Consider the following 26,421-nt stretch of genomic DNA (forward strand, 5'->3'; position numbering starts at 1 on the left):
GTGAGCACAGTCCGCGACACGCCCCTTCCGCAAGCCGGCAAGGCCGTCGGCATCGATACGCTCGGCATGGCCATGCGCTTCGGCTCGTTCACCGCGCTCGACAACGTTTCGATCGCCGTTCCGGCCGGCTCTTTTCACGCGCTTCTCGGCGAAAACGGCGCTGGCAAGTCGACGCTCGTCAAATGCATCATGGGCTTCTATCACGCCACGTCAGGCTCGCTGTCGGTCGATGGCCGCGAGGTGGCGGTCGCCTCACCCAAGGATGCCGCGGCCTATGGGCTCGGCATGGTCTACCAGCATTTCACACTGGTTCCCTCTCTGACCGGCGCGGAAAACCTGGTCATCAGCCGCACCGAAGTACCCGCGGTGATCAACTGGGCCAGGGAACGCAAGGATCTGGCGGGTTTCATGGAGCGCATGCCGTTCAAGATCCCGCTCGACAGGCCGGTGAGCGAGCTTGCGGCCGGCGAAAAGCAGAAGCTCGAAATCGTCAAGCAGCTCTATCTCGGCCGCTCCTTCCTGGTGCTCGACGAGCCGACCTCGGTGCTGACGCCGGCCGAAGCCGGTGAGATGCTCGGCATCGTGCGCGGGATGACCGAGCGCGGCGAGCTCACCGTGCTGATGATTTCCCACAAGTTCCACGAGGTGACGAAGTTCGCTGATGCCGTCTCGATCCTGCGGCGCGGCAAGCTGGTCGGCACCGGCAAGGTCGGCGAGCTCTCCACCGCCGAGATGGCGGCGATGATGATCGGCGACGTCAAGCTCGCCGAGCTCGACAGCCGTCTGCCGGTGGCGGAAGCGGCCAAATCCGTGCTCACTGTAAGCCAGGTGAAAGCTCCGGATCGCTCCGGCCTGAAGACGATCGAGATTGATACGCTTACGGTCCGCGCCGGCGAGATCGTCGGCATCGCCGGCATATCGGGTAACGGCCAGAAGGAGCTGACGGAAATCCTGGCCGGCCAGCGCCCGACCGATAGCGGCGAGGTCATGGTCAATGGCGAGACTTACGGCGCCACCCGTGGGGAAACCCGCAAGAACAAGGTGCGTTTCATCCCCGAAGAGCCGTTGCAGAATGCCTGCGCACCCAAGATGACCGTGAGCGAGAACCTTGCGTTCCGCACCTTCGACTTGAAGCTGGACGGCAAGGACGCGATCTGGCTGAACAAGGGCAGCATGAAGAAGCGTGCCTCGGCGCTGATCTCCGACTTCAAGGTCAAGACGGCCTCTTCCTCCTCACCGATCGCAGCGCTTTCGGGCGGTAACGTGCAGCGGGCGGTGCTCGCCCGCGAACTGACGGGCGAGGTCGATCTGCTGATCGTCTCGAACCCTTGTTTCGGCCTCGATTTCTCGGCCGTTGCCGAAATCCGCGCCCGCATCATGAAAGCACGCAATTTAGGTGCCGCCGTGCTGCTGCTTTCCGAAGACCTCGACGAACTGCTCGAGATGTCCGACCGCATCATGGTCATTTCGGAAGGCAGGCTGGTTTACGAGACACCGGCGCGCTCGGCCGATATCGGCGTGATCGGCGCCCACATGGCGGGGCATCATTGATGATGGGGATCAAGGCAGAACCCTTCGCCTTTCCGGTGAAGCACGATGAGCTCGCCCTCATCGTCATCGACATGCAGCGCGATTTCGCCGAGCCGGGCGGCTTCGGTGCCAGCCTCGGCAATGATGTCAGCCGCATCACCAGGATCGTGCCCGATGTCAAACGCCTGATCCAGGGCTTCCGCAATGCCGGCCTGCCTGTGATCCATACGATGGAGTGCCACCGGCCTGATCTCTCCGACTTGCCGCCGGCCAAACGCGACCGCGGCAATCCTTCGCTCAGGATCGGCGACGAGGGCCCGATGGGCCGCATCCTGATCTCGGGCGAACCCGGCACGGCAATTCTTCCGGAACTGGCTCCCGTGAAGGGCGAGGTCGTCATCGAAAAACCCGGCAAGGGCGCCTTCTATGCGACCGAGCTCGGCACCGTGCTGCAGCAGAAGGGCATCAAGCAGCTCGTCTTTGCCGGTGTCACCACCGAAGTCTGCGTGCAAACGACGATGCGCGAAGCAAACGACCGCGGCTATGAATGTCTTCTCGCCGAGGAGGCAACGGAAAGCTATTTCCCCGAATTCAAAGCCGCAGCCATTGCCATGATCCGTGCCCAGGGCGCGATCGTCGGCTGGACCGCCCATGTCGACGACATTCTGGAAAGCATCGCCCATGCCTGAAACGACCCGCGAACGCCTGACGTCAGGCGGCTGGAAGGAGCTGGAATTCGGCCCTTTCCGCGATGCTGTCACCATTCACTGGATCCGCCCCTTCGAAGGCGATCAGCCAGGCGTGGCGCTGTTGAAATATGAGCCCGGCGCCTCTGTTCCCCGCCATCGCCACGAGGGGCTCGAGACCATCCTGGTGCTCGATGGCGTTCAATCCGACGAGACGGGCGATTACGCCAGCGGCAGTTACATCGTCAACGCGCCGGGCAGCGAACACTCGGTCTGGAGCGAGACCGGCTGTATCGTGCTCATCCAGTGGGACCGGCCCGTGAAAATACTCGAAGAGGAGATTGCCTGAACCCGGCACCCGCCTTGGAGATCGGCCCGACGATCCACAAGAACATGAACGTCACAGCAGCATCGAGGCTCCGCGATCGATATAGGTATCCAGGAATTGCTCGAGCCGGGGGTTTCTCGGTCGCTTGAAGACGTCCTGCGGCGGACCGGTGAACAGCACCTTGCCGTGATCGAGAAAGACGATCTGCTGGCCGACCGTTGCGGCAAATCCGATCTCGTGGGAGACGACGACCATCGTCATGCCCTCGGCGGCGAGATCGCGCATGACGTTCAGCACTTCGCCGGTCAGCTCTGGATCGAGTGACGAGGTCGGCTCGTCAAAGAGCATGATCTTTGGGTTGAGGGCAAGCGCCCGGGCGATGGCAACGCGCTGCTGTTGCCCTCCCGAAAGCTGCGACGGATAGTGCCCTGCCCTGCCCTCAAGGCCGACCTTGACGAGCTGGGCCATTGCCCGCTCTTCCGCATCCTTGCGGCTCATCTTGTGAACCGTCTTCAGCGCCTCGCTGACATTGCCGAGCGCCGTCATATGCGGCCAGAGATTGAACTGCTGAAAAACCATGCCGATCTGTGATCGGATCCGCCGGTTCACCGCCGCCGGCACCCGCTCACGGACGCCCTTGGCGTTTTCCGCAAAGCCAAGCACCTCGCCATTGACTGTAATCGTCCCTTTGGTCGATTCCTCGAGAAAGGCCATACAGCGCAGCAGCGTACTCTTGCCGGAACCCGACGGGCCAATGACACAGGAAACCTGCCCCTGAACGATATCGAGGTCGATGCCGTGCAGCACGGTGGAGCCGCCGAACGTCTTGACGAGATTTTTGACTGCGATTGCAGGAACGCTCATATGTTGAAAAACCTGAATCTGGTGAGTTTCGTTTCGGCGAGATGACCGAGCCAACCGGTGATTTCGACCAAGGCCCAATAGAACAGCGCGAGCACAAAGAGCGCCTCGACGAAAGCATATTGCTGCGAGCCGATGGCGCTCAGTGTCGCCGTCAACTCCGGCACGGTAATGATGGACAGCACGGCCGTCTCCTTCATCAGGATGATCGTCATGTTGATCGACGGCGGCAACACCAGCATGGTCATCTCCGGCAGCAATATGCGTCGGATGATCTGTCCTTGTGTCAGGCCAACGCATATCCCGGCTTCGATATGTCCCTTCGGGACCGCAGCAAAGCCCGAGCGGAATATCTCACTGAAATAAGCCGCGCCGTAGATGGAAAGGCCGATGACGCCTGCCGGGATCGGATCGAGCGATAATCCGACGAATGGCCCGCCGTAGTAGACGAGGAATATCTGAATCAGGAACGGCGTGCCGCGGAGCACCGCGATGACAATGCCGAACGCCTTGTCCAGGATCACCCCGCCAAATCGTCTGGCAACGGCGACAAGGAAGCCGAGCACGGCAGCGGCCGGGGTGGTGATGATCCAGATGACGATGGTGACCCATGCACCGCTGAGGATTTCCGGCAAGTTGCTGAAGATCACATTGATGTCGAAGGTCATCGCGGCACTCCTGGCAGGGAGCGTTCGATCAGGCCGCCCGCAAGGGCAACGATCCAATTGATGACGAGATAGATCAGCCCGGCGGAAGCGAAAATCTCGAGCGGCAGGAAGGTGCTGCCGGCAAGGTCCTGGGCCATGCGCGTCAACTCGATGACCCCGACGACCGAGACCAGCGAAGACGCCTTCAGGATAAGGATCGCTTCGTTGACGAGCGCCGGAAAGGTCAGGCGCAGGGCGATCGGCGCCTTGATGCGGCGGAAGATCTGAACGGGTGTCATGCCGACCATTTCGGCAGATTCGACAAGGCCCGTCGGAACACTGGAAAATCCGCCGCGCAGATTTTCAGCCTGATAGGCCGCAGTACACAGCGAAAGACCAATGATGGCCGCAACGATGCTCGGCACGTTGATGCCGATCGCCGGCAGCAGGTTATAGATCAGCAGCAGTTGCACCAGCAGCGGCACGCCACGAAAGAAACTGATGAAAATCCGCGCCTGCAGCGCGAAGAGCCGTTGCCGCGAAAGCAGCATGGCGGAAACAATGATGGCGATCGCAAAGCCGATCAGGATAGAAACCACGCTGATCGTCACCGTGTAGATCGCGGCTTGCAGAAGCAGTTCGAAAAGCTTGATGGGCATGGGCGGTGTTTGCCTGGGCGCTGCGGCCGTGAACTCTGATGCCACGGCAGATTGCGCCCCGACCACTGGCGGGGCGCGTTCGTTTCACCGGCAGCTAATCAGAATGCCGGGTCCTTGACAGCATCAGGCGTATCAAAAGATGCACCGAACCACTTCTTCTGCAGCTCAGCCATGCGTCCATCTGCCTTGATCTTGAGCATTGCGGCATCAATCGCATCCATCAGTGGGGCGTGATCGGCATCCTTGAGACCGATGAAGCCGAAATAGGACTTCTTGCCGAATGGCGGCTGGACGACTTCGAATGTGCCCTTTCGCTGGCTGGCGACGAAGGCGATATTCGGCAGCGAGTTGGCAACGCCGGCAATGCGCCCGGCTGCGAGATCGGCATAGGATTCGGTAAAGGCCGGATATTCGCGCACATCGACCTTGGTCGGCAGCGTGTCGGAGAATTCCTTCAACTGGTCGAGCTGAGCAGTTGCCTTGCCGACGCCGATCTTCTTGCCGGCAATATCTTCCGGCTTGCTGATGGTCGTATCGCCGGCCTTCTTCAGAATGGCAATCGTCGCTTCGGCGATCGGCGGCGTGAAGCGATAGCGCTCCAAGCGCTTCTTGGTGATTGTCGCAGGGCCTGCGACGACATCGAACTTGCCGGCCTCGAGCGCCGGGAAGACACCGTCCCAGGGAAGCGCCACCCACTCGATCTTGACGCCGAGTTCCTTGCCGATCTCGGCAAAGAGGTCGACGTTCAGGCCTGTGTGTTCACCGGCGTCGATATAGTCGAACGGTGCGAAAGCCGTTTCGGTGCCAACCTTGAGGGTGCCGGCTGCCTTGACGGCTGCCAGCGTGTCGGCTGCATGGGCGGAAACGGCTGCTCCGAGCAGGAACGCAGCGCCGACCAGACCCTTCAGCAGTGAATGTGCCTTCATGATCATCTCTCCAATTTTTATTCCCCCGGCGGGGGAGTTTTGTTCCCGACTTCGATTTTCCTCGGCACGGATTTCTATGCTCCGCTTTTGACTATACAAATAGATATAGGCTGGCCTAGAGTGTCAATGTAAAAGACGAGGAACGCAAAATTTGTGCCGGATGGCGTCGATCTCGCTGGCGTGCTGTTCCGCATTTGTGATCGCTGACGCCGGATGAGGTGCGGACTTGGTGTCGATTTACCAGCGTATTTTCACGGATATCGAGACGAAGATCATCAGCGGTGATTGGCGGCCCGGCGACCGCATTCCCGTCGAGCACGAGCTGGTGGCCGAATATCGGTGTTCGCGCATGACGGTCAGCAAGGCGCTGTCGGCGCTGGCCGAACGCGGCATGATCGTGAGGCGGCGCAAGACCGGTTCGTTTGTCGCATCGCCCCAGATCGACCGCACCGTGATGGATATTCAGGATATCAGCACCGAAGCAGAACTGGCCGGGCACGAACACCGCTTCGAAATCCTCGCCCGCACGGTCGAGCGCCTTGGAGAGGCGGAGGCGCAGCAGCTGTCGGAGCCTGCCGATGCAGAAGTCCTTAGACTTCAATGCCTGCATATCGTCGACGGCAGACCGAATGCCATCGAGCGGCGAATCATCATGCTCGATGCCGTGCCACGGGCGAGAGAAGAGAGCTTCGCCTCGATCCCGCCCGGCAAATGGCTGCTTGAGCAGGTGCCCTGGTCCAAGGCCAAACATGTCATTCGTGCCGTCTCGGCCGATACCGTGACGGCCCGGATCCTGCAGACGGAGAGGGGCGAGGCTTGCCTTAGCCTGATCCGCCAGACCTGGCAGAACGGGCGCACGGTGACATATGTCGAGATTACCCATCCAGGCGATCGCTTCCAGTTCGCAGGGACGTTTCACCCGACGGCAAATTGAGTTGGCGCAAATCACGAGAGGCTCCGCAAGTGACCCATGAGCGCTTCAAGACGATCCCGCTGAAGGGCTTGCAGGCCTTCGAGGCGGTGGGGCGCTGCGGCGGCGTGACGGCCGCGGCACTGGAACTCAACGTATCGCCGGGAGCAATCAGCCAGCAGGTTCACAAAATCGAAAGCTTCCTTGGCGTTTCGCTTCTGGAACGTAGCGGACGAACCGTCGAGCTGACTGCCTGGGGCCGGCTCTACCACCAGGAGATATCGAAGGGATTTGAGCAATTCGCCCTCGCCGGGCAACTGCTGGAAAAGGCCCGCAATGAGACAGCATTGGTTCTCAGTGCGCTTTCCTCCGTCGTCAACAAATGGATCGGCAGGCGCATCTTCGACTGGCAAGCGCTTCATCCCGACGTGCAGGTGAGGATCATCGGACGCGACAGAGAGCCCCGCATCGGCTTCGACGATATCGATTTCCGCGTGAGCTACGGGTCGGACGTGCTGCAGCACGAACATTATACCGAACTGTTTCGCGATTGGGTGGTGCCTGCCTGTTCGCCGGCGCTGATGCAGGATCGCGCGCATGCGGCTTGCGATCTCTTCAAAAAGCCCCTCCTCCATGTCGAGTGGGAACGGCACTTCACGCCTTACCCGAGCTGGGCGGAGTTTGCCGCCAAGGCCGGTGTCTCCTTCGACGCGTCAACGCCAGGCCTTTCCTTCACCCTGTCGAGCAGCGCTATTGACGCGGCTGTCAACAAGCGCGGCGTCGTTCTCGCGCAGATGTCGATGATATCAGATGAGCTCGATGCGCAAACGCTCGTCATTCCCGTCGACCTGCGCATCGCACTGCGCGAAAGCTATTTTCTCGCCTGGGATCGGGCGGCCTTGCAGAAGCCCCACGGGCGCGAATTCCGCGATTGGCTCATTGCTGTTTCCCGTCAGCAGGCCCTGGCGTCCGCGCCGATACTTTAGAAAAACTAAAACGGAACCCAGCTGAGCGATATTGATGAAAATTTGCGCCTGGCGATAATTTGCGCAGTCGCCCTCCACCGTTGGCGGCGTGGCCGACATAGCAGGAGAGCTCGATGGCGCGAACTGACAAGATGAAACTCGGGACTTTCGTCTATACGTTCGGCTTTCATCCTGCGTCCTGGCTGCATCCGGCAAGCGACGTCAATGGCGCCAACGACTTCGCTCATCTGCTCGATGTCGCCAAACGATCCGAAGCGGCCAAGTTCGATTTCATGTTCATGGCGGATTCTCCTGCCGCCGCCGTCGGCGATCCGAAGGCGCTTGCCCGCATTCCGACCAAGATGAACCGTTTCGAACCGCTCTCGCTGCTTTCGGCTCTGGCAGTCACCACCAACGATGTCGGCCTCGTGGCGACGGTGTCGACGAGTTACTACGAGCCATACAATGTCGCGCGCCTGTTCGCTTCGATCGACCATTTGAGCAAGGGGCGCGTCTGCTGGAACGTCGTCACCTCCGATCACGACGAAACCGGCTACAACTTCAATCGCGAGGGGCTCGACCCGCATGCACTGCGTTACGAGCGCGGCAACGAATTCGTCGATGTCGTGTTCGGCCTCTGGGACAGCTTCGAGGAAGGCGCACTGCTTCTCGACCGTGAAAACGGTGTCTACTATGACAAGGACAAGCACCACACGCTCAATCACAAGGGCAAGCACTTCCAGGTTCGCGGGCCGCTCAACATCGCGCGGACGCCCCAGGGCCGCCCGGTCATTGCCCAGGCGGGCGGTTCGGAACCCGGAATGGACATGGCGGCGCGCACGGCCGAGATCGTCTTCAGCCTCGCATCGAATATCGACCGGAACCGGGCCTTTTACGAAAACGTCAAACGCCGGATGCCCGCCCATGGGCGCGATCCCGACGACCTGAAAATCATGCCGGGCATCGTCATCAACGTCGGTGAAACCGAAGCCGAGGCAAAGGCGAAGGTGGACTATCTGATCGACAAGATGCATCCGGATGTCGGCCGGCTGATGCTCTCCGAATTTCTGGAAGCGGACCTGCGCGATGTCGCTCTCGACAAGCCCTTCCCCATGGATCGGCTGCCGGCGGCGCCGAAGGGATCACGCGCCTTGTTCGACGAGCTGGTCGATTTCGTCAGAAGCGGCCGCACCGTCGGCGAACTTATCCGGCACTATGCCGAGAAGCATACCGGAAATGGCATGACGGGGACGCCGGCCCAGATTGCCGACTTCATGGAGGAATGGTTCGAGACACGCGCCGCCGACGGCTTCATCCTGATGTTCCCGACCTTGCCCTCCAGCCTCGACGACTTCGTGCGGCTGGTCCTGCCCGAGCTTCGACGTCGCGGGCTGTTCCGCGAGGAATATGAGGGCAAGACCTTGCGCGAAAACCTGGGTCTTTCAATGCCGGCAAACCGTTTTGCCAAAACGAAAGAGTCAGCCCGATGAGTGCCGAGGCTTTGATCAGCGAAGCGGACTTCAAGCTTTCGATGCGTCATCTGGCGGGTGCCGTCAGCGTGATCACGGTCGGCGACGGGCAACACCGCACCGGCTTCACGGCAACGTCGGTCTCCTCGCTTTCGGCGGAGTTGCCGTCCGTCATCGTCAGCGTCAACCGAGCATCTTCCTCATGGCCGGCGTTGCAGCGGTACGGCTGCTTCTGCGTTAACGTGCTCGCCGCCGACCAGCAGCAGGTGGCGCAATCCTTTGCCGGCCTTGATGGGCGAAAGGGCGCCGAACGCTACGGCAATGCGGGATGGTATCGCCTCAAGACCGGCGCGGCCGCCCTTGAAAACGCCCTGACGGTGCTGGACTGCAAACTCGAAACCGCATTCCACTATCATTCCCACGCCATTTTGGTCGGACATGTCTGCGCGATCGAAATCCGGCAGGACATAGGGCCGCTGCTTTACTGGCGCGGCGGCTTTCATGAAATTCCGGCGGAGGTTGATCGCAGCGACCTAACGAAGGCGCTCGGACAATAGCCCTATCGAGGCGACATCCGCATTGGCAAAGGCAAGTCTGAGGTAACGCTCCTGGCCTTCGCCGAAATAAGCGCCGGGCAAACAGACGACGCCGGATTCCTTGGCGAGTTTTTCGGCAACCTCTGAAGACGATCGATCGGCGTAGGTATGGCGGACAAACGCAAAATAGGCGCCGATCGCTCCGATCTCCCAATCCGGCAGCCCGGAAAAGACCAACTTCAACGCATCCGCCCGGCGGGCGATCTCGAGCCGGTTGCCAGCCCGCCAATCGGCGAGCGCCGGGATCGCCGATGCAACGGCGATCTGAGGCGAACGCGGTGCGCAGATCTGCATATTGTCCATCACCTTGGCGATCTCGGCGACGAGTTTGGGCCCTGCCGTGATTGCACCCAGTCGATGACCGGGAATGCAGAAGGATTTCGAGAAGCTGTAGAGAAGGACGAGCGTCTCCTCCCAATCCGGCTCGGACAGAAGAGAGTGCGGCCGCCCATATCCTTCGCCAAGGAAATCGCGATAGGTTTCATCGATAACCAGCCAGGCGCCATATTTCCTGCAGAGAACAAAAAACTCATGAAGCAGGCTCGGCGGATACACGGCTCCGGTGGGATTATTGGGTGTCACGACGGCAAGCATCTTCGCGCCCGCTGCAAGGGCTGCCTCGGCCGAAGCCGGACCGGGAAGAAATCCTGCGGCCGGGTCACAATCGACCAATCGGCGCCCGATCCCAAGCATCGACAGCGTCGTGTCGTAATTGAAATAGAAGGGATTGGTCAGCGCCACCGTATCGCCCGCGCCCGCAAGCGCGATCGCCGTACACATGAACGCCTGATTGCAGCCGGCGGTAATGTGGATATTGCCGGCGGAAAGGTCGGCGCCGTAAAGCTCGGCAAGATGAGCCGCGTAGGCCTTGCGCAAGAAAGATTCGCCCTCGATCGGCCCGTATCCCGTCATGGCCTGCTGCCCGGCCGCCTCGGCAAGAAGCCGCAGCATCTCCGGATGCGCGGGATAACCAGGCACAGCTTGCGACAGATCGATGAGCGGCCCTTTTTCTCCTTTGTATTCGCGGCTCCAGGCGACGACGGAAGGAATGGGCGGGGCGGAAAGGCGGGCAACAAGCGAATTGGGTTTTGCAGCGATCATATCGATTTCTCTTTGACACCGATTGCTACAACGATACCAATTGCTTTCTCAACCTCTTTGTCGAGTGATATAGAGCTGAAGCGGAGACGCATGCGCATGGTGTGGGACAAAACGCGGCTCGAACAGCTGCGCACAGAATTTGCAGACGCCAATGGCGGCGAGATATTCGACGAAAAGTTTCGCAAAGTGGCGGAGAAGATTATCTCCAAGAACGGTACGAGACTGGCGCCCTATGCCGGAATACCGACCTTCCTCAGCGCCCCTTACATGCAGGTCGCTGCCGATGATCCTGACTTCGGCAATCTCCAGGTTGCAATCACCGGGGTCCCCATGGATCTTGGCGTCACCAATCGTCCGGGCTCGCGTTTCGGACCGAGAGCGCTTCGCGCCATCGAAAGGATCGGCCCTTATAATCACGTCCTCGCCACGGCGCCGGTCTTCGATCTTCGGGTCGCCGATATCGGTGACGTAGCGTTCCAAAGCCGTTACCGGCTGGAGCTCAGCCACGACGACATCGAAAAACGCATCGGCCAGATCGTCGATGCCGGCGTTGCCCCGCTTTCCGTCGGCGGCGATCATTCCATCAGCCATCCGATTTTGAAGGCCATCGGTCGGCAGCAGCCGGTCGGCCTCATTCATATCGATGCCCATTGCGATACAAGCGGCGCCTTCGATCAGACGAAGTTTCATCATGGCGGGCCGTTCCGCAATGCGGTGCTGGACGGCGTGCTCGATCCGACAAGGACGATCCAGATTGGCATCCGTGGTTCGGCGGAATATTTGTGGGAATTCTCCTATGCGTCGGGAATGACCGTGATCCACGCAGAGGATATCAACGGAATGGGGATTGCGGCCGTCATTGCCAAAGCAAAATCCGTCGTCGGCGACGGCCCGACCTATCTTTCCTTCGACGTCGACAGCCTCGATCCGAGCTTTGCGCCCGGCACGGGCACGCCCGAGGTCGGTGGATTGACTACACGTGAAGTCCTTGAGCTGATACGCGGGCTGAAAGGGATCAACTTAGTGGGCGGTGACGTCGTCGAAGTTGCCCCGCAATATGACGCAACGACCAACACGGCGCACGCCGCAGCACAGGTGCTCTTTGAGATCCTGAGCCTCATGGTGTTCAGTCCGTCGATCGGCAAACGCTGAGACCGACCTCTCGGTCATCTCTGGCAATTGGCCGGATGGGCCAAGACCATGTCGTTCGCGCAAAACCGCCGCACAGTTTTGCGCGACATGCTTTAACCAACGCCCCTCAAAAATTCTTCGGTCTCGATGAGTTCGAGCTGCACGGAAAACCGATCGTGCAGAAGTTCCAGTGACGCGTCATGCGTATCGTCGGCGCCGCTGCAGACGGCATCCTTCAGCACGATGACACGATAGCCGAGATCGATCGCGCCGAGCGTCGTGGCAAGCACGCAAACATCCGTTTCACCGCCTGAGATAACCAGCGTATCGACCCGTTCCGACTGAAGGAGCGTGTGAAGGCGACCATCGATCCAAGGGGAGTAGGTGCGTTTGTCGAAATACCTTGCCGGCGGAACCAACGCCGCCAGCGATGAAGCCAGATCGATCAAGTCGCGCGGAAGATGCTCGCCCGTCATCATCCACCATTTCCGGTAATAGTCCCGCCATTTCCCCGGCATGTCGTCCGCACGCTCGGGTGGCAGGAAGCGAGTAAATATCGTTCGCGACGGGTGCCGCCCGGCCAACTCTTCGATCTGGGGGGAGACCCGCGCCATCCAGGGGACGTGCCACGGTGTGTCTTCGGCAAACATCCGCTGCACGTCGACGCAAAGGTGCCGCCACTCGCCGACCTCGCCCATCAGATCCTCCATCCGCTCTTCGGGGCGTCAACTGTCGCACGGGGCGAAAGTTCCCCTGACCAGCGGAAGATCAGAAGTCCCTTACGCGACGGCGCCTGGAGCAATCGTCAACAATCCGGCGGTGCTCCCAGCTTTCCGGAAGCAGTCAAGTTCGTGCAGAGGAACCGGTTTGGAGAAGAAGTAGCCTTGGAGGTCGGTGCAGCCAAGGGCGGCCAGAAAGTCGCGTTGATATTCGGTTTCGACCCCTTCAGCCGTCGTCGAGATACCGAGATTGCGGCTGAGCGCGACGATGGCGCCGATGATTGCCGCCCCGTTTGCTTTCGTGCCGAGCTGCGAGACGAATGAACGATCGATCTTGATGCGGTCGATATCGAAACGCACCAGGTGGCTGAGGCATGAATAGCCGGTTCCGAAATCATCCAGCGAAACCTGAACACCCCGACTGCGCAGTGACTTCAGCACCGTATAAACGTCCGAATTATCCTCGATGAGCGAGGATTCGGTAAGCTCGAGCTCGAGCCGGGACGGCTGCAGGCCGCTCTCCTCAAGAACGGCGAAGACTTCCTCGGCGAAATGTGGCCTTCTCAGCTGCGCAGGAGACACGTTGACCGCAACGAACGTGTCTTCCGGCCATTCGCAGGCGGCTCTGCAGGCTTCGCGCAGGACCCAGAAACCGAGAGCGTCGATGAGCCCGCCCTCCTCGGCGACAGGGATGAAGCTGGCAGGCGTCAACAGTCCGCGCTGACTGTGACGCCAGCGCACGAGTGCCTCCGCGCCCGACGCCGCGTATCCTGCCTCAGCGCGATAGACCGTTTGGTAATAGACCTCGAGCGATCCGAAGCCCGGCCCGTTTACAATCGGATCGGATTGCGGACCGTCAGCGTCTGAGGCGGTGCCTTTGGCCAGAACTTCGCGCAATTCGTTCTTGAGAATGTCGCGCGCATTCCTGCCGCCGTCCATGGACGGTGAATAAAGACGCCACTGGCCTCTGCCGCCCATCTTTGCCTCGTACAGCGCGACGTCGGCGTAGCGCATGATGTCATCGGCATTCCGCCCGGCGTCCGGCACGACGGTCACGCCGATGGAGCCGCCGACGCGCGCGACCGCCTCGCCCCTTAAAAGCGGGAAGGGCTTGCCAAGTTCGGCAACGATCGCTTCGCATATTGCCGGCAACACGTGGTCATGATCTTTGATGTCCCGGAGAAGCAGGGCGAATTCGTCGCCTCCAAGCCGGGCCAGCGTGTCGCCCGGACGAAGCAAGGAGCGGATCCGCTCCGCGGCCATCCTGATGAGTTCATCGCCGGCGGCGTGGCCGAATGTGTCGTTCACGGCTTTGAAGCGGTCGAGGTCGAGAAGTGCCACTGCCGAGCGCTCGGTCGAATTCTGCGTCTCGGCCAGGCACTCGTCGAACCTCATCGCAAACAAAGCGCGGTTGGGAAGATCGGTCAGCACATCATGCAGGGCAAGCTGCCGTGCATGCAGCTCGCTTTTCCTCAACTCGCCGAGACTGCTTCGCAGGCGCACCAGCAAGACCGAGAACAGGATCGCGATCACCAAGGCGGCAACTGAAAGCGCCGGCATCAATCGGCCGATCACCCTCGAACCTGGAAGATCGGGCCGCCATACGATGAAGCCGATCGGTTCGCCGTTTGCCGTGGCGTCGATCTGGAACGCAACCTCGTTTTCGTCTGCATCGGCCGTGCGCGCGAAGCGGGCGCCGTTAAGGCCCTGTTCCCGGCTCAATTCATCCAACGCCGCACCATCGATAAATCGCACGACGATCAGGAATTGCCGCATCGGCTGCTGCTGTCCCCCGGCAACCTCGTTAATGGCGACGGCGCCCACGATCGTCGGCCGGCCCTCCAGCCGCATCAGGTTGGCCAAAGCACGGTTGGAACGGGCGGCGCTTGCAAGGCGGGCTTCCATTGAGGACGGCGTTCGTTCGTTCAAAGCCGTGCTTCGCCTGACCCCAAGACGGGCATCCTTAAGGAGAGGCAAAAAGAGAGGCTTCATCCAGCGGTATCGCTTCTCCGTTTGAGCGTCCGCCAGCATGAGCAGTTGAGCCTTGCCATCGACGACAAAGGCCTGATCGTAGCCGAAGGCAGACATCGCCGTCTGGCTGATCGCACTCCCGGCTGCCGCCGTCAAAACGGCATCGAGGCTGGAGGAGCCTTCGGTCGCCAGGGCGGCAGGATAAACACGTGCGAGGTAACCATTGCCGAACTGCCCGATAACATGTGCGACTTGATCGACCTGTTCCCGCAGGCGGGCATTCACAAGCTGGCGCTGTCGATCAAGGGCGGCAGCGTCGCTCTCGGTTCCTGCCCAGAGCGCCGATAGCACGACGAGTCCGATCGCTCCAAGCCCGCTGACGGCAATCAGAAACAGAATTCTTCCCGAAGCGATCCAGGATTGCTGAAACGTGTTGGAGCTGGAAGGAAGAACGATGTGCAAGCGTAGACCCCTGAACACCACGACATGGGCGCATTCGTCGACGCTAACAAAGAAGCGTTCACGTAGAATTAAAGGCTGCGGCGCACTATGGGCGAGATTGAATACGCCCAAGGAGTTCCCGACGATGTTGCGCATATCCATTCAGACTATACTGCGCGGAGCGCTGATGGCGGGCGGGATGGGTATCCTACTGGCTGCGACCTCGCCGCTCGAGGTGGCCGCGCAAGATCGCACTCCCATGAGAGTTGCCGTCGAAGGTGCGTTTCCACCCTTCAACTATCTCGATGCAAATAACAAGCTTCAGGGATTCGATATCGATATCGCTAACGCCCTCTGCGAGGTCGGCAAGTTCGAATGCCAATTCATCATCGAGAAGTGGGACGACATAATTCCCAATCTCGTTGCGGAAAAATACGACGCGATCATCTCATCCATGTCGATGAGCCTTGAGCGGCGTCAAAAGGTTGCCTTCTCGGAGAAATACTACAACAGCCCTTCCGTGTTCATCGCTCGGAAGGATTCGCCGATCAGCGATGTCAGCCCCGCTGGCCTCAGCGGCAAGATCCTCGGGGTGACGTCGTCGACGGCGCAGGAATCCTACGCCAACCATGTCTATCCGAAGATGAAAAAGAAGGTCTTCCGGTCTTCGCCTGAATTGTACAAGGGCTTATCGGACGGCAGCGTCGATATCATCCTGGAGGACAAACTTGCCATCTACGACTGGATCGCCAACACGAAGGCGGGAACCTGCTGCGAGTTCAAAGGGCCGGATCTGGTCGACGTCATATACTTCGGCGAAGGTGCCGGGATCGCGCTCCGCCTGGATGACAAGGAGCGTCTGACGCGCCTGAACGAAGCGCTGAAGAGCATCAAGGCGGACGGGACCTACGATATGATCAATGCAAAATATTTCCCGTTCAGCATCCAGTAGTTCGCCGGCCAATTTTCGACAACGCGGGATGGCCGGGTTTTCGCCCGGCCATCCCTATCAAGTCCTGTGTTACGCAACCCCGGACGCAAAACCGCTGCGCACTTTTGCTGGAATTGCTCTAGGTCGCATCGCTATGCGGCTTTCGCCACCTCGCCGTGCGGATCGAGGACATATTTCGTCGCCGCTCCCTGGTCGAAGCTCTCATATCCATTGGCGGCATCGTCGAGCGGGATGACCTTGGCGTTGACGATATCGGCAATTGGCAGTCGGTCGTGGAGGATCGCCTGCATGAGCTGACGATTATATTTGATCACCGGAGTCTGGCCGGTGTGGAAGGACTGTGCCTTGGCCCATCCGAGGCCGAAACGAAGCGAAAGATTGCCATGTTTGGCGGCGTTATCGACGGCGCCCGGATCCTCGGTAACGTAGAGGCCGGGAATACCGATCGAACCTGCGGCACGGGTAATCTCCATCATCTGATTGAGCACGATCGCCGGCTGTTCCCCGCCCGAGTGGCCGCGTGCCTCGAAGCCGACCGCATCGATGGCGCTGTCCACTTCGTTGCTGCCGACGACCTGCGCGATCATATCGCCAAGACGGTCGCTCTTCGACAGGTCGATCGGTTCGAAACCAACCTTCGCCGCATGCGCCAGGCGGTCCTTGTTGAAATCACCGATCATCACGACTGCAGCGCCGAGAATGCGAGCTGAAGCCGCAGCCGCAAGGCCGACCGGGCCGGCGCCGGCGACATAGACGGTCGAGCCGACCCCAACGCCTGCACGCACTGCGCCATGGAAGCCGGTGGGCAGAATGTCGGAGAGCATGGTGAGATCGCGGATCTTCGCCATCGCCTTGTCCCGATCAGGGATTTTCAGCAGGTTGAAATCTGCGTAGGGAATGGTGACGTAGCGTGCCTGTCCGCCGATCCAGCCGCCCATGTCGACATAACCGTAAGCGCCGCCGGCGCGGGCCGGGTTTACCGTCAGGCAGACACCGGTATCCTGAGACTTGCAGCAGCGGCAACGGCCGCAGGCGACATTGAAGGGCACCGAGACGATATCGCCGATGTCGAGCATCTCGACGTCGATGCCTTTCTCGATGATCTCGCCAGTGATTTCATGACCGAGGACCAGGCCCGGCATCGCTGTCGTGCGGCCGCGGACCATGTGCTGATCGGAGCCGCAGATATTGGTCGAGATCACCTTCAGGATGACGCCGTGTTCGATGCGGCGGCCGTCGGGCGCTTCCAGCTTCGGATCGTCGATGTCGCGGACTTCGACCTTGCCCGGCCGGAGATAGACGACGCCTCTATTTTTGCTCATGGATTCCTCCCACTTTGTTTGAATGCCTCGATCTGCAACCGATGCAGTCGATGGCAACCTTCCCTCCGGCCTGCCTCCTCTGCAGCCCGGTGTTCACAATACGAGGATACCGCCGCACCGGGCGATATTTGGATTTGGCAAAAGGGACAGATTGAATGGAGAAGAGGAGCAAACGCCATGGCTTTCGCCCTTCGTTCCGCTCGTGATCGTCTGCCTGCAATCCGTCGATTTGTTGTGACAAGAGCTGGTTTCCGGCTCCAGAATCTCCTTTCGATCCATCTCGATATCTTTCCGGATGTCTGTCCGGCGATTTCCTTGAGGATGTCAGTTCTTCTACCGCTGCGGGGAGGCCGGCGCGTCAGGCCGGCTTCCCAATGGTCCATTTCGCCAGTTTGCGAGGTAGCGCCTTGAACACCCCAAACAAACCACGCTTGACGCAAAACAGCGATCAAAAAAACGACATGGGCGCGACCCAAAGACGACAGTCGGCAAAGTCGCAATAGCTCGCTGCGCAGGGGAAATAATTGATCCCGCGAATGCGGCGGTTTTCCAGATCGCCCGGGAAGATTTGATTGCGGCCTGCGTTGAGGATGAGAGGTTTACGCGCGATGCGGCCGGCGGCTGCGGTTGACGTCGATGGCTGTGTGCCAGAGCACGGCGCCAAGGATGATCGCACCGCCGAAAAAGGTGGCAACGGGCGGCTGCTCGGAAAACAACAACCAGACCCAGAAGGGTGTGAGCACGATTTCCATCGTGCCGATCAGCGCCGCCTCCGCCGGCGGCATTCGCTTCGCTCCGGCAAGGAAGAGCACCAGCGCGAGAGAGAAATTGGTCGCGCCGAAAGCAGCAAGGACGATCCAGTTGTGGAGGTCGAGCGAGCCGACCGAACCGAACGGAGCAAAGATAACCAGCGTCAGGAAGGCGCTGACCACGGTCGGCGGCAGGCTCGGCACATCAGGACTGACGCGCGGAATGATGATGACGAGCGCGAAGGACGCCGTCATGCCGAGCGCCAGCAGGTCGCCCCAACCGGTACCGCCGCCGATCGACGAGGCGACGATGACCGCAACGCCGAGGAGCGAGATGCCGCCTGCAATCAGCGTCCGCCTGGAGACCCTCTCCCGGAGGATGACCCAGCCGAGCAACGCTGCGATGAAAGGCGCGGTCGCATAGATCATCGTCACATTGGCGACGGTGGTCATGTAGAGCGCCCCGATGAAGCATACCTGACTGAAGGTCTGGCATGCGATCATAGCAAGACCGGACGGATGGAAGACGGATCGCCATTGCTGCCGTGACATGCCCCCTTCGAGGAAAAAGCAGGGGATCAGCAGAAACAGGCCGCCGAACAACGACCGCCAGGCGATCGCCGTCCATACGTCGGTCGTCAGGAGCCGCGAATAGACGCCGCTCGCGCTCCAGGCAAGCGTCGCGGCAATGATGAGAAGCACACCCTTCTCGTGCTCGCTGCCTGCGAGGCGTCTGGCCGGATTTTCAATGGTCACGCAGATATTCTCAAAGAAGGAAGTCGAACGCGGCTCCTTTTTGCACCAGGAATTGACATCGGACAAACGAATAGTAGAGATGACTACCATCGATTTTTTCTATGGCTATTCCGATGCACGAGCCGATTGAGAGCGACCTGCTGAGAACCTTCCTGGTCGTTGCCGAGACATCCAATTTCTCCGCCGCCGCGCAGCGCATAGGGCGGACGCAGTCGGCCGTCAGCACCCAGATTAAGAGGCTCGAGCAGACGATCGGCGAAACGCTTTTCGATCGCGGCGCCCGCGGCGTGCTGCTCACGCGCCCGGGCATCCAACTCGTGCCCTACGCCCGCAGGATCATCGACCTCTTGAACGAGGCGGCTGCGACGATTCGCAGCAAGCCGCTGGATGGACCGGTACGCATCGGAATTCCCGAGGAATACAGCCAGACGGTGCTGCCGGCGGCCCTTGCGGCTTTCGCCGTCCGCCACCCGGCCGTCGAGGTCACTGTGTCCTGCGACTACACGGTCCGCAACCTGGCCGCCCTCGAGCGGGACGAGCTCGATCTGGCCGTCGTTTTTGACTGGAGCGACGAGACCAAAGGCGAGGTCATCTGCATTGATCCCACGGTCTGGGTCACATCGATGGTCCATCGGCTGCACGATATCGATCCCCTGCCGATTGCGATCTATCGCAATTCCACCTGGTGCCGCGATTTTGCGCTCCGGTCGCTGGAGCAGACCGGCCGCAACTACCGGATCGCCTTTATCGCCGATACGGGCTCGGGGTTGAAGAATGCCGTCATCGCCGGTCTTGCCGTCACCACGCTTTCCCGCAGCAACATCCCGCCCGGCTGCCGGGAACTCACCGCCGAAGATGGTTTCCCGCCGGTCGATTCCTCCAAGGTCGTGCTGCGCCGAAGCACCTATCGTTCCAGCGAAGCCGTCCGGGAACTAGCTGAAATGATACGGGACGCGTTCCAGCCTATCCCATCACCTGCGATGACGTGATGCGGCGGCGCAAGCGGCGGCGGGTCTCGGACGGGCTCTCCGAAAAATTCGCCCTATAGCTTCTCGCAAAGGCTGAGGCCGAGTTGAAGCCGGTCGCCGCCGCGATGTCGGCGAAGGAGGCCGTCGTCTCGATCACCTTGCGGCGGGCCGCATTCAAGCGCAGCGCGAGATAATGCACATGCGGCGGCGCGCCGATACTCTGCTGGAAGAGATCCTGCAGATGCCGGGCGCTGATGCCCACCCTGCGGGCGAGCCGCGTGAGAATCAGAGGCTGCTCGATATGCTCCTCCATTAGTCGCACCGCTTGCGCAACACGGGGATCGTGCATGCGCAGTCCGGCCGAGGCTGCGGAAAGAGGCTCATCGGTATGGAAGGACGGCTGCTCGTAACGGAATAGCCGGCTGACCTCGAGCGCCAGCGAATAGCCTTGCCGTTGCCGGATCACCTCCAGCATCAGGTCGACGGTCGGAAGCGAACCCGAGGTCGTCAGGCGCTTGCCGTCGATGACGAAGCGATCCTTGACGGCCTGTACCTCAGGATAGGTCAGCGCAAAATCCTCATAGTCTTCCCAGTGGACGGTGGCCTGCAACCCGTCGAGCAGGCTGGCTTCGGCCAGCAGCCATGTGCCGGACTCGATGCCGGCAATCACCGTGCGATAGCGGGCAGCCTGGGAGAGCTGCATCTTCAGCGCCGGGGTCGCGCTGCGCCGCCAGTTGTAACTGGCCAGCACAAACAGCGGCGCATCCTCGGTCGTCGCCTTGAAAGCGCCCTGGGCGGGCACGGCAATGTTGCTGGTGGTCAGGACCGGTGCTCCGTCCGGCGTGAGCAGCCTCCAGCGATAGAGTTCGCTGCCGGAAATGCGGTTGGCGCCGCGCAACGGCTCGATAACCGAGGCAATCAGGATCAGGTTCGCATCCGGCAGGACGAGAAGGTCGATATCGAGCCGTTCCGTCGATCGCTGCAGCAAGATCACCTCCCTTGAGTTCCGATAATGTATCGATTGCTTCCGAAATTGCAACGCATCGCCGTCCATCCTGTCGCGTAATGGGCACAAGACGAGGGAGAACAAAAACATGCCTCTTGCGATGAACCGCGATGTCTTCATCACCTGCGCCGTTACCGGCGCCGGCGACACGGTTTCCAGATCCAACCACGTGCCGATTACTCCCAAGCAGATTGCCGATTCCGCTATCGACGCGGCAAAGGCTGGTGCTGCAGTCGTTCACTGCCACGTCCGCAATCCGGAAACGGGTGCCGCCAGCCGCCGTAACGATCTCTACAGGGAAGTCACCGACCGCATCCGCTCGGCCGATGTCGACGTCGTCCTCAATCTCACTGCGGGCATGGGCGGGGACCTGATCTTCGGGGATGTCGAAAAGCCCCTTCCCCTCAATCCAAACGGAACGGATATGGCGGGCGCCACCGAGCGCGTCAGCCATGTCGCCGAATGCCTGCCTGAGATCTGCACGCTCGACTGCGGCACGATGAATTTCAACCTCGGCGACTATGTCATGACCAACACGCCGGCCATGCTGCGGGCGATGGCGAAGAAGATGACGGATCTCGGCGTCCGCCCCGAGATCGAGGCCTTCGACACCGGCCATCTCTGGTTTGCCAAGCAGCTTGCCGAGGAAGGCCTGATCGAAGACCCGGTCCTGATCCAGCTCTGCATGGGCATTCCATGGGGCGCGCCCGACGATCTCAACACTTTCATGGCGATGGTCAACAACGTGCCTGAGAGCTGGACCTTCTCGGCCTTTTCGATCGGCCGCAACGCCATGGCCTATCCGGCGGCGGCAGTTCTCGCCGGCGGAAACGTGCGCGTCGGCCTGGAGGACAACCTCTTCGTCGGCAAGGGCCAGCTCGCCACCAATGCTGAACTCGTCGAAAAGGCCGTGCAGGTGGTCGAGGGCATGGGTGCGCGGATCATCGGTCCGGAAGACGTTCGCAAGAAACTCAAACTGACGAAGCGCTGAGGACGGCATGACAGGGATCAACAAGGCAGCTTGTATCGGCGGCGGCGTCATCGGCGGCGGATGGATCGCGCGTTTCCTGCTGGCCGGCATCGACGTTGATGTGTTCGATCCGCATCCGGAGGCGAGCCGCATCGTCGGCGAAGTCATCGCCAATGCCGAAAAAGCCTATGCCATGCTGACAGGTGCACCCCTGCCGCTGCGCGGCAGGCTGACCTTCTGCACGACGCTGGAGGAAGCCGTCGCCGGCGCCGACTGGATTCAGGAAAGCGTGCCGGAAAGGCTCGACCTCAAGCGCGGGGTGCTGACTGAGATCGATGCTGTGGCGCGCCCGGACGCCCTGATCGGCTCTTCCACCTCAGGCCTGCTGCCGACCGATCTGCAGCGCGACATGAAGCATCCCGAGCGCCTCTTCGTCGCCCATCCCTATAATCCCGTCTATCTCTTGCCGCTCGTCGAAATCGTTGGCGGCGAAAAGACCTCGGCGGCGACCATCCAGGCGGCGATGGAAAGACTGGCGCCGATCGGCATGAAGGGCGTCCACATCGCCAAGGAGATCGAGGCCTTCGTCGGCGACCGGCTGCTCGAAGCGCTGTGGCGCGAGGCCCTGTGGCTGATCCACGACGATATCTGCACCGTCGAGACGCTTGATGACGTCATCCGCTACTCTTTCGGTCTGCGCTGGGCGCAGATGGGCCTGTTCCAGACCTACCGCATTGCCGGCGGCGAGGCCGGCATGCGCCACTTCCTCGCCCAGTTCGGTCCATGCCTCGCCTGGCCCTGGACCAAGCTCACCGATGTCGTCGATCTCGATGATGCGCTGATCGAAAAGATCGGCCGGCAATCCGATGAACAGGCGGCCGGCCTGTCAATCCGCGAGCTCGAACGTATCCGCGACGAAAACCTCGTCGGCATCCTGCAGGCTCTCAAGGGCGGCGATGGCGGCAAGGGCTGGGGCGCCGGCAAGCTGTTGAAGGACTTCGAGCAATCGCTCTGGGCGCAAGGCGGCGGCGCGACCACATCTTTCGACCCGTCGAAGCCGCTGAGGCTCGTCGAGACGAAGGTCGGTCCCGCCTGGGTCGACTATAACGGCCATATGACCGAGCACCGCTACCTGCAGGTTTTCGGGGATACCTCAGATGCATTGCTGCGCCTCATCGGCGTTGATCTTGCGTATGTCGAGACAGGGCGGAGCTATTACACGGTGGAAACCCACATCCGCCATCTCGGCGAGGCGAAGCTTGGCCAGACTATCCATTCGACCTGCCAGATCCTTGGTGTCGACGAGAAGCGGCTGCATGTCTTCCACACCCTGTATGACACGGGGGCGGGCGAGGTTCTCGCAACCGCCGAGCACATGTTGCTGCATGTCGACAGCAAGGCCGGCAAGGCCATACCGGCGCCGGCCGTCATTCTCGACAAGGTCAAGGCGATTGTCGAAGCGCATGCGAATTTGGTCGCGCCTGAAGGCGTCGGTCGTCACGTCGGCCAGAAGCGGTAGGAGGATCGGCATGGATTTCGGACTGAGCGAAGAACAGGAAATGATCGTCGAGACGGTCCGCGCCTTCGTGGAAACCGAGATCTATCCACATGAGAACGAGGTCGAGCGCAGCGGTATCGTCCCGCCGGAGCTTGGAGACGAGATCCGGCGCAAATGCATCGATCTCGGCTTCTATGCCTGCAATTTTCCGGAAGAGGTCGGCGGCGCCGGCCTCGACCATGTCACCTTCACGCTGGTCGAGCGGGAGCTCGGACGCGGCTCCCTGGGACTGACCGTTTTCTTCGGTCGGCCCTCCGGCATCCTCATGGCATGCGAGGGTGAGCAGCGCGAGCGCTATCTCCTGCCTGCGGTGCGGGGTGAGAAGATCGATGCGCTTGCGATTACCGAGCCGGACGCCGGTTCGGATATGCGCGGCATGAAATGCGCCGCCCGCCGCGACGGCAGCGCCGGCAGCGACTTCGTGCTGAACGGCACGAAACATTTCATTTCGCATGCCGATGTCGCCGATTTCGTCATCGTCTTTGCCGCGACGGGCGAGGAGGAGACACCGAAGGGCATCAAGAAGAAGATCACCGCCTTCTTCGTGGATCGCGGCACGCCGGGCTTCGAAATCCTCAAAGGCTACGATTCCGTTTCGCATCGCGGCTACCATAACTGCACCCTCAGCTTCGAAGATTGCCGCATTCCCGCAAGCCAGGTGCTGGGCGAAGTGCACCGCGGCTTCGACATCGCCAACCAATGGCTCTACGGCACGCGGTTGACAGTTGCCGCTACCTGCGTCGGCCGGGCGCGGCGCGTCTTCGACCTGGCTCTGCCCTATGCCGCCGAGCGCAAGCAGTTCGGCAAGCCGATCGGCGCCAATCAGGGCGTGTCGTTCAAGCTCGCCGACATGATCACCGAGATCGACGCGGCCGACTGGCTGACCCTTGCCGCCGCCTGGCAGGTCGATGCCGGCCGCCCCGCAGACCGGCAGATCGCCTCGGCTAAGCTCTACGCGTCGGAAATGCTGGCCCGCGTGACTGACGAAGCGATCCAGATCTTTGGCGGCATGGGACTGATGGACGACCTGCCGCTCGCCCGCTTCTGGCGCGACGCGCGCGTCGAGCGCATCTGGGACGGCACCTCTGAAATCCAGCGGCATATCATCAGCCGCGACCTGCTTAGACCCTTGGGAGCATGAGCCGATGACGCCTCGCTCGCTCGACCGCCTGCTCAGACCGCAAACGATCGCCGTCTTCGGCGGCCGCGAGGCGCGTAGGGTGATTGAGCAGTGCGACCGTATGGGTTTTGCCGGCGAGATCTGGCCAGTCCATCCGAAGCTTGACGAGGTTCTCGGGCGGCCTTGCTATCGCTCCGTCTCCGACCTGCCTTCGGCGCCGGACGCCGCCTTCGTCGGCGTCAACAGGACGCTGACCGTCGAAATCATCCGCAGCCTCGCTGAGGCCGGTGCCAGCGGGGCGGTCTGTTATGCATCGGGCTTCAGCGAGGCGACGAGTGAACTCGGCGACGGCGCCGAACTGCAGCAGGCCCTTTTGGCGGCTGCCGGCGACATGCCGATCCTCGGGCCGAATTGCTACGGCTTCATCAACGGTCTCGACGGCGCGCTGCTGTGGCCTGATCAGCATGGGATGCAGCGTATCGAACGTGGCGTCGCGATCCTCACGCAGTCCTCCAATATCGCCATCAACCTGACCATGCAGACCCGCGGCCTGCCGATCGCCTATGTGGTCACCGCAGGCAATCAGGCGCAGACATCGCTTGCCGATGTCGCCTGCGCATTGATCGACGATCCGCGCGTCACGGCGCTCGGCCTTCATGTCGAGGGCTTCGGGGATCTCTCGGCGCTCGAACGCCTGGCCGCCCTTGCCCGGCGGTCGAGGAAGCCAGTGGTCGTGCTGAAGGTCGGCAGGTCCGAACAGGCAAAACGCGCGGCGGTGTCGCATACCGCCTCGCTTGCCGGCAGCGATGCCGTCGCCGATGCCGTGCTCACCCGCCTCGGCATCGGCCGTGTCCAGAACTTGCCGGGGCTCTTGGAAACCCTGAAGCTGCTGCATGTCGCCGGACCGCTCGCCAGCCATGCGATCTCGTCGATGAGCTGTTCCGGGGGCGAGGCATCGCTGATGGCGGATGCCGCCGTCGGTCGCAATGTGGAATTCCCGGCGCTGCAGCCGCAACAATTGCCCCAGCTGCGGCGGCTCCTCGGCGAGATGGTGACGCTTTCCAATCCGCTCGATTACCACACCTTCGTCTGGGGTGATCTCGCACGCCAGACCGAAGCCTTCAGCGCCATGTTCGACGGCGGCTATGCCCTCAATCTCGTTGTCCTCGACTTCCCCCGCAGTGACCGCTGCGATGCGTCCGAATGGGCGATGACGGCAGACGCGGTGATTGCGGCTGCTGTCGCAACCGGTGCGCTGGCCGGCCTTCTGGCAACCCTTCCGGAAAACATGCCGGAGCCGATCGCCGATCGGCTGATGGCAAATGGCATCATTGCCTTCTGCGGCATCGACGAAACCATCACGGCTGCGGAAGTCGCCGCCGGTATCGGCCAGGCGTGGGATCGCCCGCCTCCCCTGCCGCTGCTCGATGTGTCCTCTATCGATGGCGAGATCGAGACGCTGACGGAGGCCGATGCCAAGGCTGAGCTTGCCGCCTTCGGCCTTCCGGTTCCAAAGGGGCTGTTGGCCTCCTCTCCCGGGCAAGCGGCTGAGCAGGCCGAGCGGCTCGGTTTTCCCGTCGTGCTGAAAGCGCTCGGCATTGCCCACAAGACCGAGGCCGGGGCCGTCGCGCTCAACCTGGAGGATGTTGAAGCTGTGTCTAATGCGGCGGCGGCCATGCCGCCGAATGCCGGTTTTCTGGTCGAGAGGATGATCGATCCGCCGGTCGCCGAGCTCATTGTCGGCGCCATCCGCGACCCTGTCTTCGGATTGTCGCTCACGCTTGGAGCGGGCGGAATCTTCGTTGAATTGCTTGACGATTCCATCATCTTGCCCCTTCCGGCGACGAAAACCGACATCCACGCAGCGATTTCACGTCTCAAGCTGGCGAAATTGATCTATGGCTATCGTGGTCGGCCGAGAGGCGATCTCGAGGCCGCTGTCGGCGCTGTCTCAGCAGCGGCAGATTATGTCGTAAAGAACGCGGCATGCCTGGAGGAACTGGACATTAATCCATTGATGGTTCTTCCCGAAGGGCATGGCGTTATTGCAGTCGATGCTCTGATACGGCGGAGGAGGTAG

General features: G+C 61.2%; 24 protein-coding genes. 14 read left to right on the forward strand and 10 right to left on the reverse strand.

Annotated features, from left to right (window positions below; genetic code table 11):
• The 3 genes from RWJ89_RS20980 to RWJ89_RS20990 are packed head-to-tail and all read left to right on the forward strand — an operon-like array spanning position 1 to position 2,565.
• A complete protein-coding gene (locus RWJ89_RS20980) occupies positions 1–1,551 on the forward strand; it encodes an ABC transporter ATP-binding protein (protein WP_316029200.1) in 1,551 nt (516 codons plus the stop codon).
• A complete protein-coding gene (locus tag RWJ89_RS20985; RefSeq protein WP_077980813.1) occupies positions 1,551–2,219 on the forward strand; it encodes a cysteine hydrolase family protein in 669 nt (222 codons plus the stop codon). Before RWJ89_RS20980 ends, RWJ89_RS20985 begins: the two co-directional genes overlap by 1 nt.
• Positions 2,212–2,565, forward strand: coding sequence for a cupin domain-containing protein (locus RWJ89_RS20990; RefSeq protein ID WP_131664809.1), 354 nt, complete (start codon positions 2,212–2,214; stop codon positions 2,563–2,565). Before RWJ89_RS20985 ends, RWJ89_RS20990 begins: the two co-directional genes overlap by 8 nt.
• Before the next feature lie 51 nt (positions 2,566–2,616).
• Here RWJ89_RS20990 and RWJ89_RS20995 read toward each other — a convergent pair whose 3' ends face one another.
• From RWJ89_RS20995 to RWJ89_RS21010, 4 genes are all read right to left on the reverse strand, one after another.
• Positions 2,617–3,408, reverse strand: coding sequence for an amino acid ABC transporter ATP-binding protein (locus tag RWJ89_RS20995; RefSeq protein WP_131664810.1), 792 nt, complete (start codon positions 3,406–3,408; stop codon positions 2,617–2,619).
• Positions 3,405–4,073: an amino acid ABC transporter permease gene (locus tag RWJ89_RS21000; protein WP_065284647.1), complete on the reverse strand. Its 669-nt coding sequence runs from the start codon at positions 4,071–4,073 to the stop codon at positions 3,405–3,407. The genes RWJ89_RS20995 and RWJ89_RS21000 overlap by 4 nt, the downstream gene beginning before the upstream one ends.
• Positions 4,070–4,711 (reverse strand): amino acid ABC transporter permease, encoded by a 642-nt coding sequence (locus tag RWJ89_RS21005; protein ID WP_131664811.1) that lies wholly within the window; start codon positions 4,709–4,711, stop codon positions 4,070–4,072. The genes RWJ89_RS21000 and RWJ89_RS21005 overlap by 4 nt, the downstream gene beginning before the upstream one ends.
• Positions 4,712–4,809: 98 nt before the next feature.
• Complete coding sequence (locus RWJ89_RS21010) at positions 4,810–5,637, reverse strand: transporter substrate-binding domain-containing protein (protein WP_026158408.1); 828 nt, start codon at positions 5,635–5,637, stop codon at positions 4,810–4,812.
• A gap of 226 nt (positions 5,638–5,863) precedes the next feature.
• Here RWJ89_RS21010 and hutC point away from each other — a divergent pair, with 226 nt between their 5' ends.
• The 4 genes from hutC to RWJ89_RS21030 all read left to right on the forward strand — a co-directional run bounded on the left by hutC (position 5,864) and on the right by RWJ89_RS21030 (position 9,538).
• Positions 5,864–6,571 (forward strand): histidine utilization repressor, encoded by a 708-nt coding sequence (gene hutC / locus RWJ89_RS21015; RefSeq protein WP_017958167.1) that lies wholly within the window; start codon positions 5,864–5,866, stop codon positions 6,569–6,571.
• A gap of 29 nt (positions 6,572–6,600) precedes the next feature.
• Positions 6,601–7,533: a LysR family transcriptional regulator gene (locus RWJ89_RS21020; protein WP_168282277.1), complete on the forward strand. Its 933-nt coding sequence runs from the start codon at positions 6,601–6,603 to the stop codon at positions 7,531–7,533.
• 113 nt (positions 7,534–7,646) lie between these two features.
• Positions 7,647–9,002 (forward strand): LLM class flavin-dependent oxidoreductase, encoded by a 1,356-nt coding sequence (locus tag RWJ89_RS21025; protein ID WP_316031382.1) that lies wholly within the window; start codon positions 7,647–7,649, stop codon positions 9,000–9,002.
• The gene (locus tag RWJ89_RS21030; protein WP_131664815.1) at positions 8,999–9,538 is read left to right on the forward strand and encodes a flavin reductase family protein; all 540 of its coding nucleotides are present in this window, start codon (positions 8,999–9,001) and stop codon (positions 9,536–9,538) included. The genes RWJ89_RS21025 and RWJ89_RS21030 overlap by 4 nt, the downstream gene beginning before the upstream one ends.
• On the opposite strand, the gene RWJ89_RS21035 is transcribed toward RWJ89_RS21030, so the two are convergent.
• Positions 9,515–10,678, reverse strand: coding sequence for an aminotransferase (locus RWJ89_RS21035; RefSeq protein WP_316031383.1), 1,164 nt, complete (start codon positions 10,676–10,678; stop codon positions 9,515–9,517). The two genes, RWJ89_RS21030 and RWJ89_RS21035, sit on opposite strands and share 24 nt — an antisense overlap.
• 96 nt (positions 10,679–10,774) lie before the next feature.
• On the opposite strand from RWJ89_RS21035, the gene speB reads away from it, so the two are divergent.
• Positions 10,775–11,830, forward strand: coding sequence for an agmatinase (speB, locus tag RWJ89_RS21040; protein WP_131664817.1), 1,056 nt, complete (start codon positions 10,775–10,777; stop codon positions 11,828–11,830).
• A 92-nt stretch (positions 11,831–11,922) separates the two neighbouring features.
• Here the strand turns inward: speB and RWJ89_RS21045 are convergent, their stop codons facing one another.
• Positions 11,923–12,507: a cysteine hydrolase family protein gene (locus RWJ89_RS21045; protein WP_094088906.1), complete on the reverse strand. Its 585-nt coding sequence runs from the start codon at positions 12,505–12,507 to the stop codon at positions 11,923–11,925.
• 81 nt (positions 12,508–12,588) lie between these two features.
• A complete protein-coding gene (locus RWJ89_RS21050; RefSeq protein ID WP_316031448.1) occupies positions 12,589–14,982 on the reverse strand; it encodes a putative bifunctional diguanylate cyclase/phosphodiesterase in 2,394 nt (797 codons plus the stop codon).
• Between the two features lie 103 nt (positions 14,983–15,085).
• Here RWJ89_RS21050 and RWJ89_RS21055 point away from each other — a divergent pair, with 103 nt between their 5' ends.
• Complete coding sequence (locus RWJ89_RS21055) at positions 15,086–15,892, forward strand: transporter substrate-binding domain-containing protein (RefSeq protein WP_017958175.1); 807 nt, start codon at positions 15,086–15,088, stop codon at positions 15,890–15,892.
• A gap of 131 nt (positions 15,893–16,023) precedes the next feature.
• On the opposite strand, the gene fdhA is transcribed toward RWJ89_RS21055, so the two are convergent.
• Together fdhA and RWJ89_RS21065 are read right to left on the reverse strand one after the other, a co-directional pair.
• A complete protein-coding gene (fdhA, locus tag RWJ89_RS21060) occupies positions 16,024–17,214 on the reverse strand; it encodes a formaldehyde dehydrogenase, glutathione-independent (RefSeq protein WP_072642246.1) in 1,191 nt (396 codons plus the stop codon).
• Between the two features lie 599 nt (positions 17,215–17,813).
• Entirely contained in the window at positions 17,814–18,719 is a 906-nt protein-coding gene (locus tag RWJ89_RS21065) for a DMT family transporter (protein WP_026158411.1), read from the reverse strand.
• A gap of 113 nt (positions 18,720–18,832) precedes the next feature.
• On the opposite strand from RWJ89_RS21065, the gene RWJ89_RS21070 reads away from it, so the two are divergent.
• On the forward strand, positions 18,833–19,708 hold the full coding sequence (locus tag RWJ89_RS21070) for a LysR substrate-binding domain-containing protein (protein WP_316031384.1): 876 nt from the start codon (positions 18,833–18,835) through the stop codon (positions 19,706–19,708).
• On the opposite strand, the gene RWJ89_RS21075 is transcribed toward RWJ89_RS21070, so the two are convergent.
• Positions 19,683–20,741, reverse strand: a complete 1,059-nt coding sequence (locus RWJ89_RS21075; RefSeq protein ID WP_316031449.1) for a GlxA family transcriptional regulator — start codon at positions 20,739–20,741, stop codon at positions 19,683–19,685. The two genes, RWJ89_RS21070 and RWJ89_RS21075, sit on opposite strands and share 26 nt — an antisense overlap.
• Positions 20,742–20,781: 40 nt before the next feature.
• On the opposite strand from RWJ89_RS21075, the gene RWJ89_RS21080 reads away from it, so the two are divergent.
• Genes RWJ89_RS21080 through RWJ89_RS21095 form a run of 4 tightly spaced genes read left to right on the forward strand, consistent with a single transcriptional unit; the run spans position 20,782 to position 26,421 of the window.
• A complete protein-coding gene (locus tag RWJ89_RS21080) occupies positions 20,782–21,684 on the forward strand; it encodes a 3-keto-5-aminohexanoate cleavage protein (protein WP_168282285.1) in 903 nt (300 codons plus the stop codon).
• Between the two features lie 7 nt (positions 21,685–21,691).
• Positions 21,692–23,182 carry a carnitine 3-dehydrogenase gene (locus tag RWJ89_RS21085; RefSeq protein ID WP_316031385.1) on the forward strand — a complete coding sequence of 497 codons (1,491 nt, stop codon included), beginning with the start codon at positions 21,692–21,694 and terminating at the stop codon, positions 23,180–23,182.
• A gap of 10 nt (positions 23,183–23,192) precedes the next feature.
• Positions 23,193–24,362, forward strand: coding sequence for an acyl-CoA dehydrogenase family protein (locus RWJ89_RS21090; RefSeq protein WP_025398305.1), 1,170 nt, complete (start codon positions 23,193–23,195; stop codon positions 24,360–24,362).
• 4 nt (positions 24,363–24,366) lie between these two features.
• Entirely contained in the window at positions 24,367–26,421 is a 2,055-nt protein-coding gene (locus RWJ89_RS21095; protein WP_025398304.1) for an acetate--CoA ligase family protein, read from the forward strand.

Origin of the sequence: Rhizobium sp. 10PS4, from assembly GCF_032464805.1 — a bacterium.
In the GTDB taxonomy this organism is placed as follows: Bacteria; Pseudomonadota; Alphaproteobacteria; order Rhizobiales; family Rhizobiaceae; genus Rhizobium; species Rhizobium laguerreae.

Bases quoted from the DNA above. Each gene is read 5' to 3' on its own strand.
- RWJ89_RS20985 (WP_077980813.1), top strand. From the start codon at position 1,551: ATGATGGGGATCAAGGCAGAACCCTTCGCCTTTCCGGTGAAGCACGAT.
- RWJ89_RS20990 (WP_131664809.1), top strand. From the start codon at position 2,212: ATGCCTGAAACGACCCGCGAACGCCTGACGTCAGGCGGCTGGAAGGAG.
- RWJ89_RS20995 (WP_131664810.1), bottom strand. From the start codon at position 3,408: ATGAGCGTTCCTGCAATCGCAGTCAAAAATCTCGTCAAGACGTTCGGC.
- RWJ89_RS21000 (WP_065284647.1), bottom strand. From the start codon at position 4,073: ATGACCTTCGACATCAATGTGATCTTCAGCAACTTGCCGGAAATCCTC.
- RWJ89_RS21005 (WP_131664811.1), bottom strand. From the start codon at position 4,711: ATGCCCATCAAGCTTTTCGAACTGCTTCTGCAAGCCGCGATCTACACG.
- RWJ89_RS21010 (WP_026158408.1), bottom strand. From the start codon at position 5,637: ATGAAGGCACATTCACTGCTGAAGGGTCTGGTCGGCGCTGCGTTCCTG.
- RWJ89_RS21025 (WP_316031382.1), top strand. From the start codon at position 7,647: ATGGCGCGAACTGACAAGATGAAACTCGGGACTTTCGTCTATACGTTC.
- RWJ89_RS21030 (WP_131664815.1), top strand. From the start codon at position 8,999: ATGAGTGCCGAGGCTTTGATCAGCGAAGCGGACTTCAAGCTTTCGATG.
- RWJ89_RS21035 (WP_316031383.1), bottom strand. From the start codon at position 10,678: ATGATCGCTGCAAAACCCAATTCGCTTGTTGCCCGCCTTTCCGCCCCG.
- speB (WP_131664817.1), top strand. From the start codon at position 10,775: ATGGTGTGGGACAAAACGCGGCTCGAACAGCTGCGCACAGAATTTGCA.
- RWJ89_RS21045 (WP_094088906.1), bottom strand. From the start codon at position 12,507: ATGGGCGAGGTCGGCGAGTGGCGGCACCTTTGCGTCGACGTGCAGCGG.
- RWJ89_RS21055 (WP_017958175.1), top strand. From the start codon at position 15,086: ATGTTGCGCATATCCATTCAGACTATACTGCGCGGAGCGCTGATGGCG.
- fdhA (WP_072642246.1), bottom strand. From the start codon at position 17,214: ATGAGCAAAAATAGAGGCGTCGTCTATCTCCGGCCGGGCAAGGTCGAA.
- RWJ89_RS21070 (WP_316031384.1), top strand. From the start codon at position 18,833: ATGCACGAGCCGATTGAGAGCGACCTGCTGAGAACCTTCCTGGTCGTT.
- RWJ89_RS21075 (WP_316031449.1), bottom strand. From the start codon at position 20,741: ATGGACGGCGATGCGTTGCAATTTCGGAAGCAATCGATACATTATCGG.
- RWJ89_RS21080 (WP_168282285.1), top strand. From the start codon at position 20,782: ATGCCTCTTGCGATGAACCGCGATGTCTTCATCACCTGCGCCGTTACC.
- RWJ89_RS21085 (WP_316031385.1), top strand. From the start codon at position 21,692: ATGACAGGGATCAACAAGGCAGCTTGTATCGGCGGCGGCGTCATCGGC.
- RWJ89_RS21090 (WP_025398305.1), top strand. From the start codon at position 23,193: ATGGATTTCGGACTGAGCGAAGAACAGGAAATGATCGTCGAGACGGTC.
- RWJ89_RS21095 (WP_025398304.1), top strand. From the start codon at position 24,367: ATGACGCCTCGCTCGCTCGACCGCCTGCTCAGACCGCAAACGATCGCC.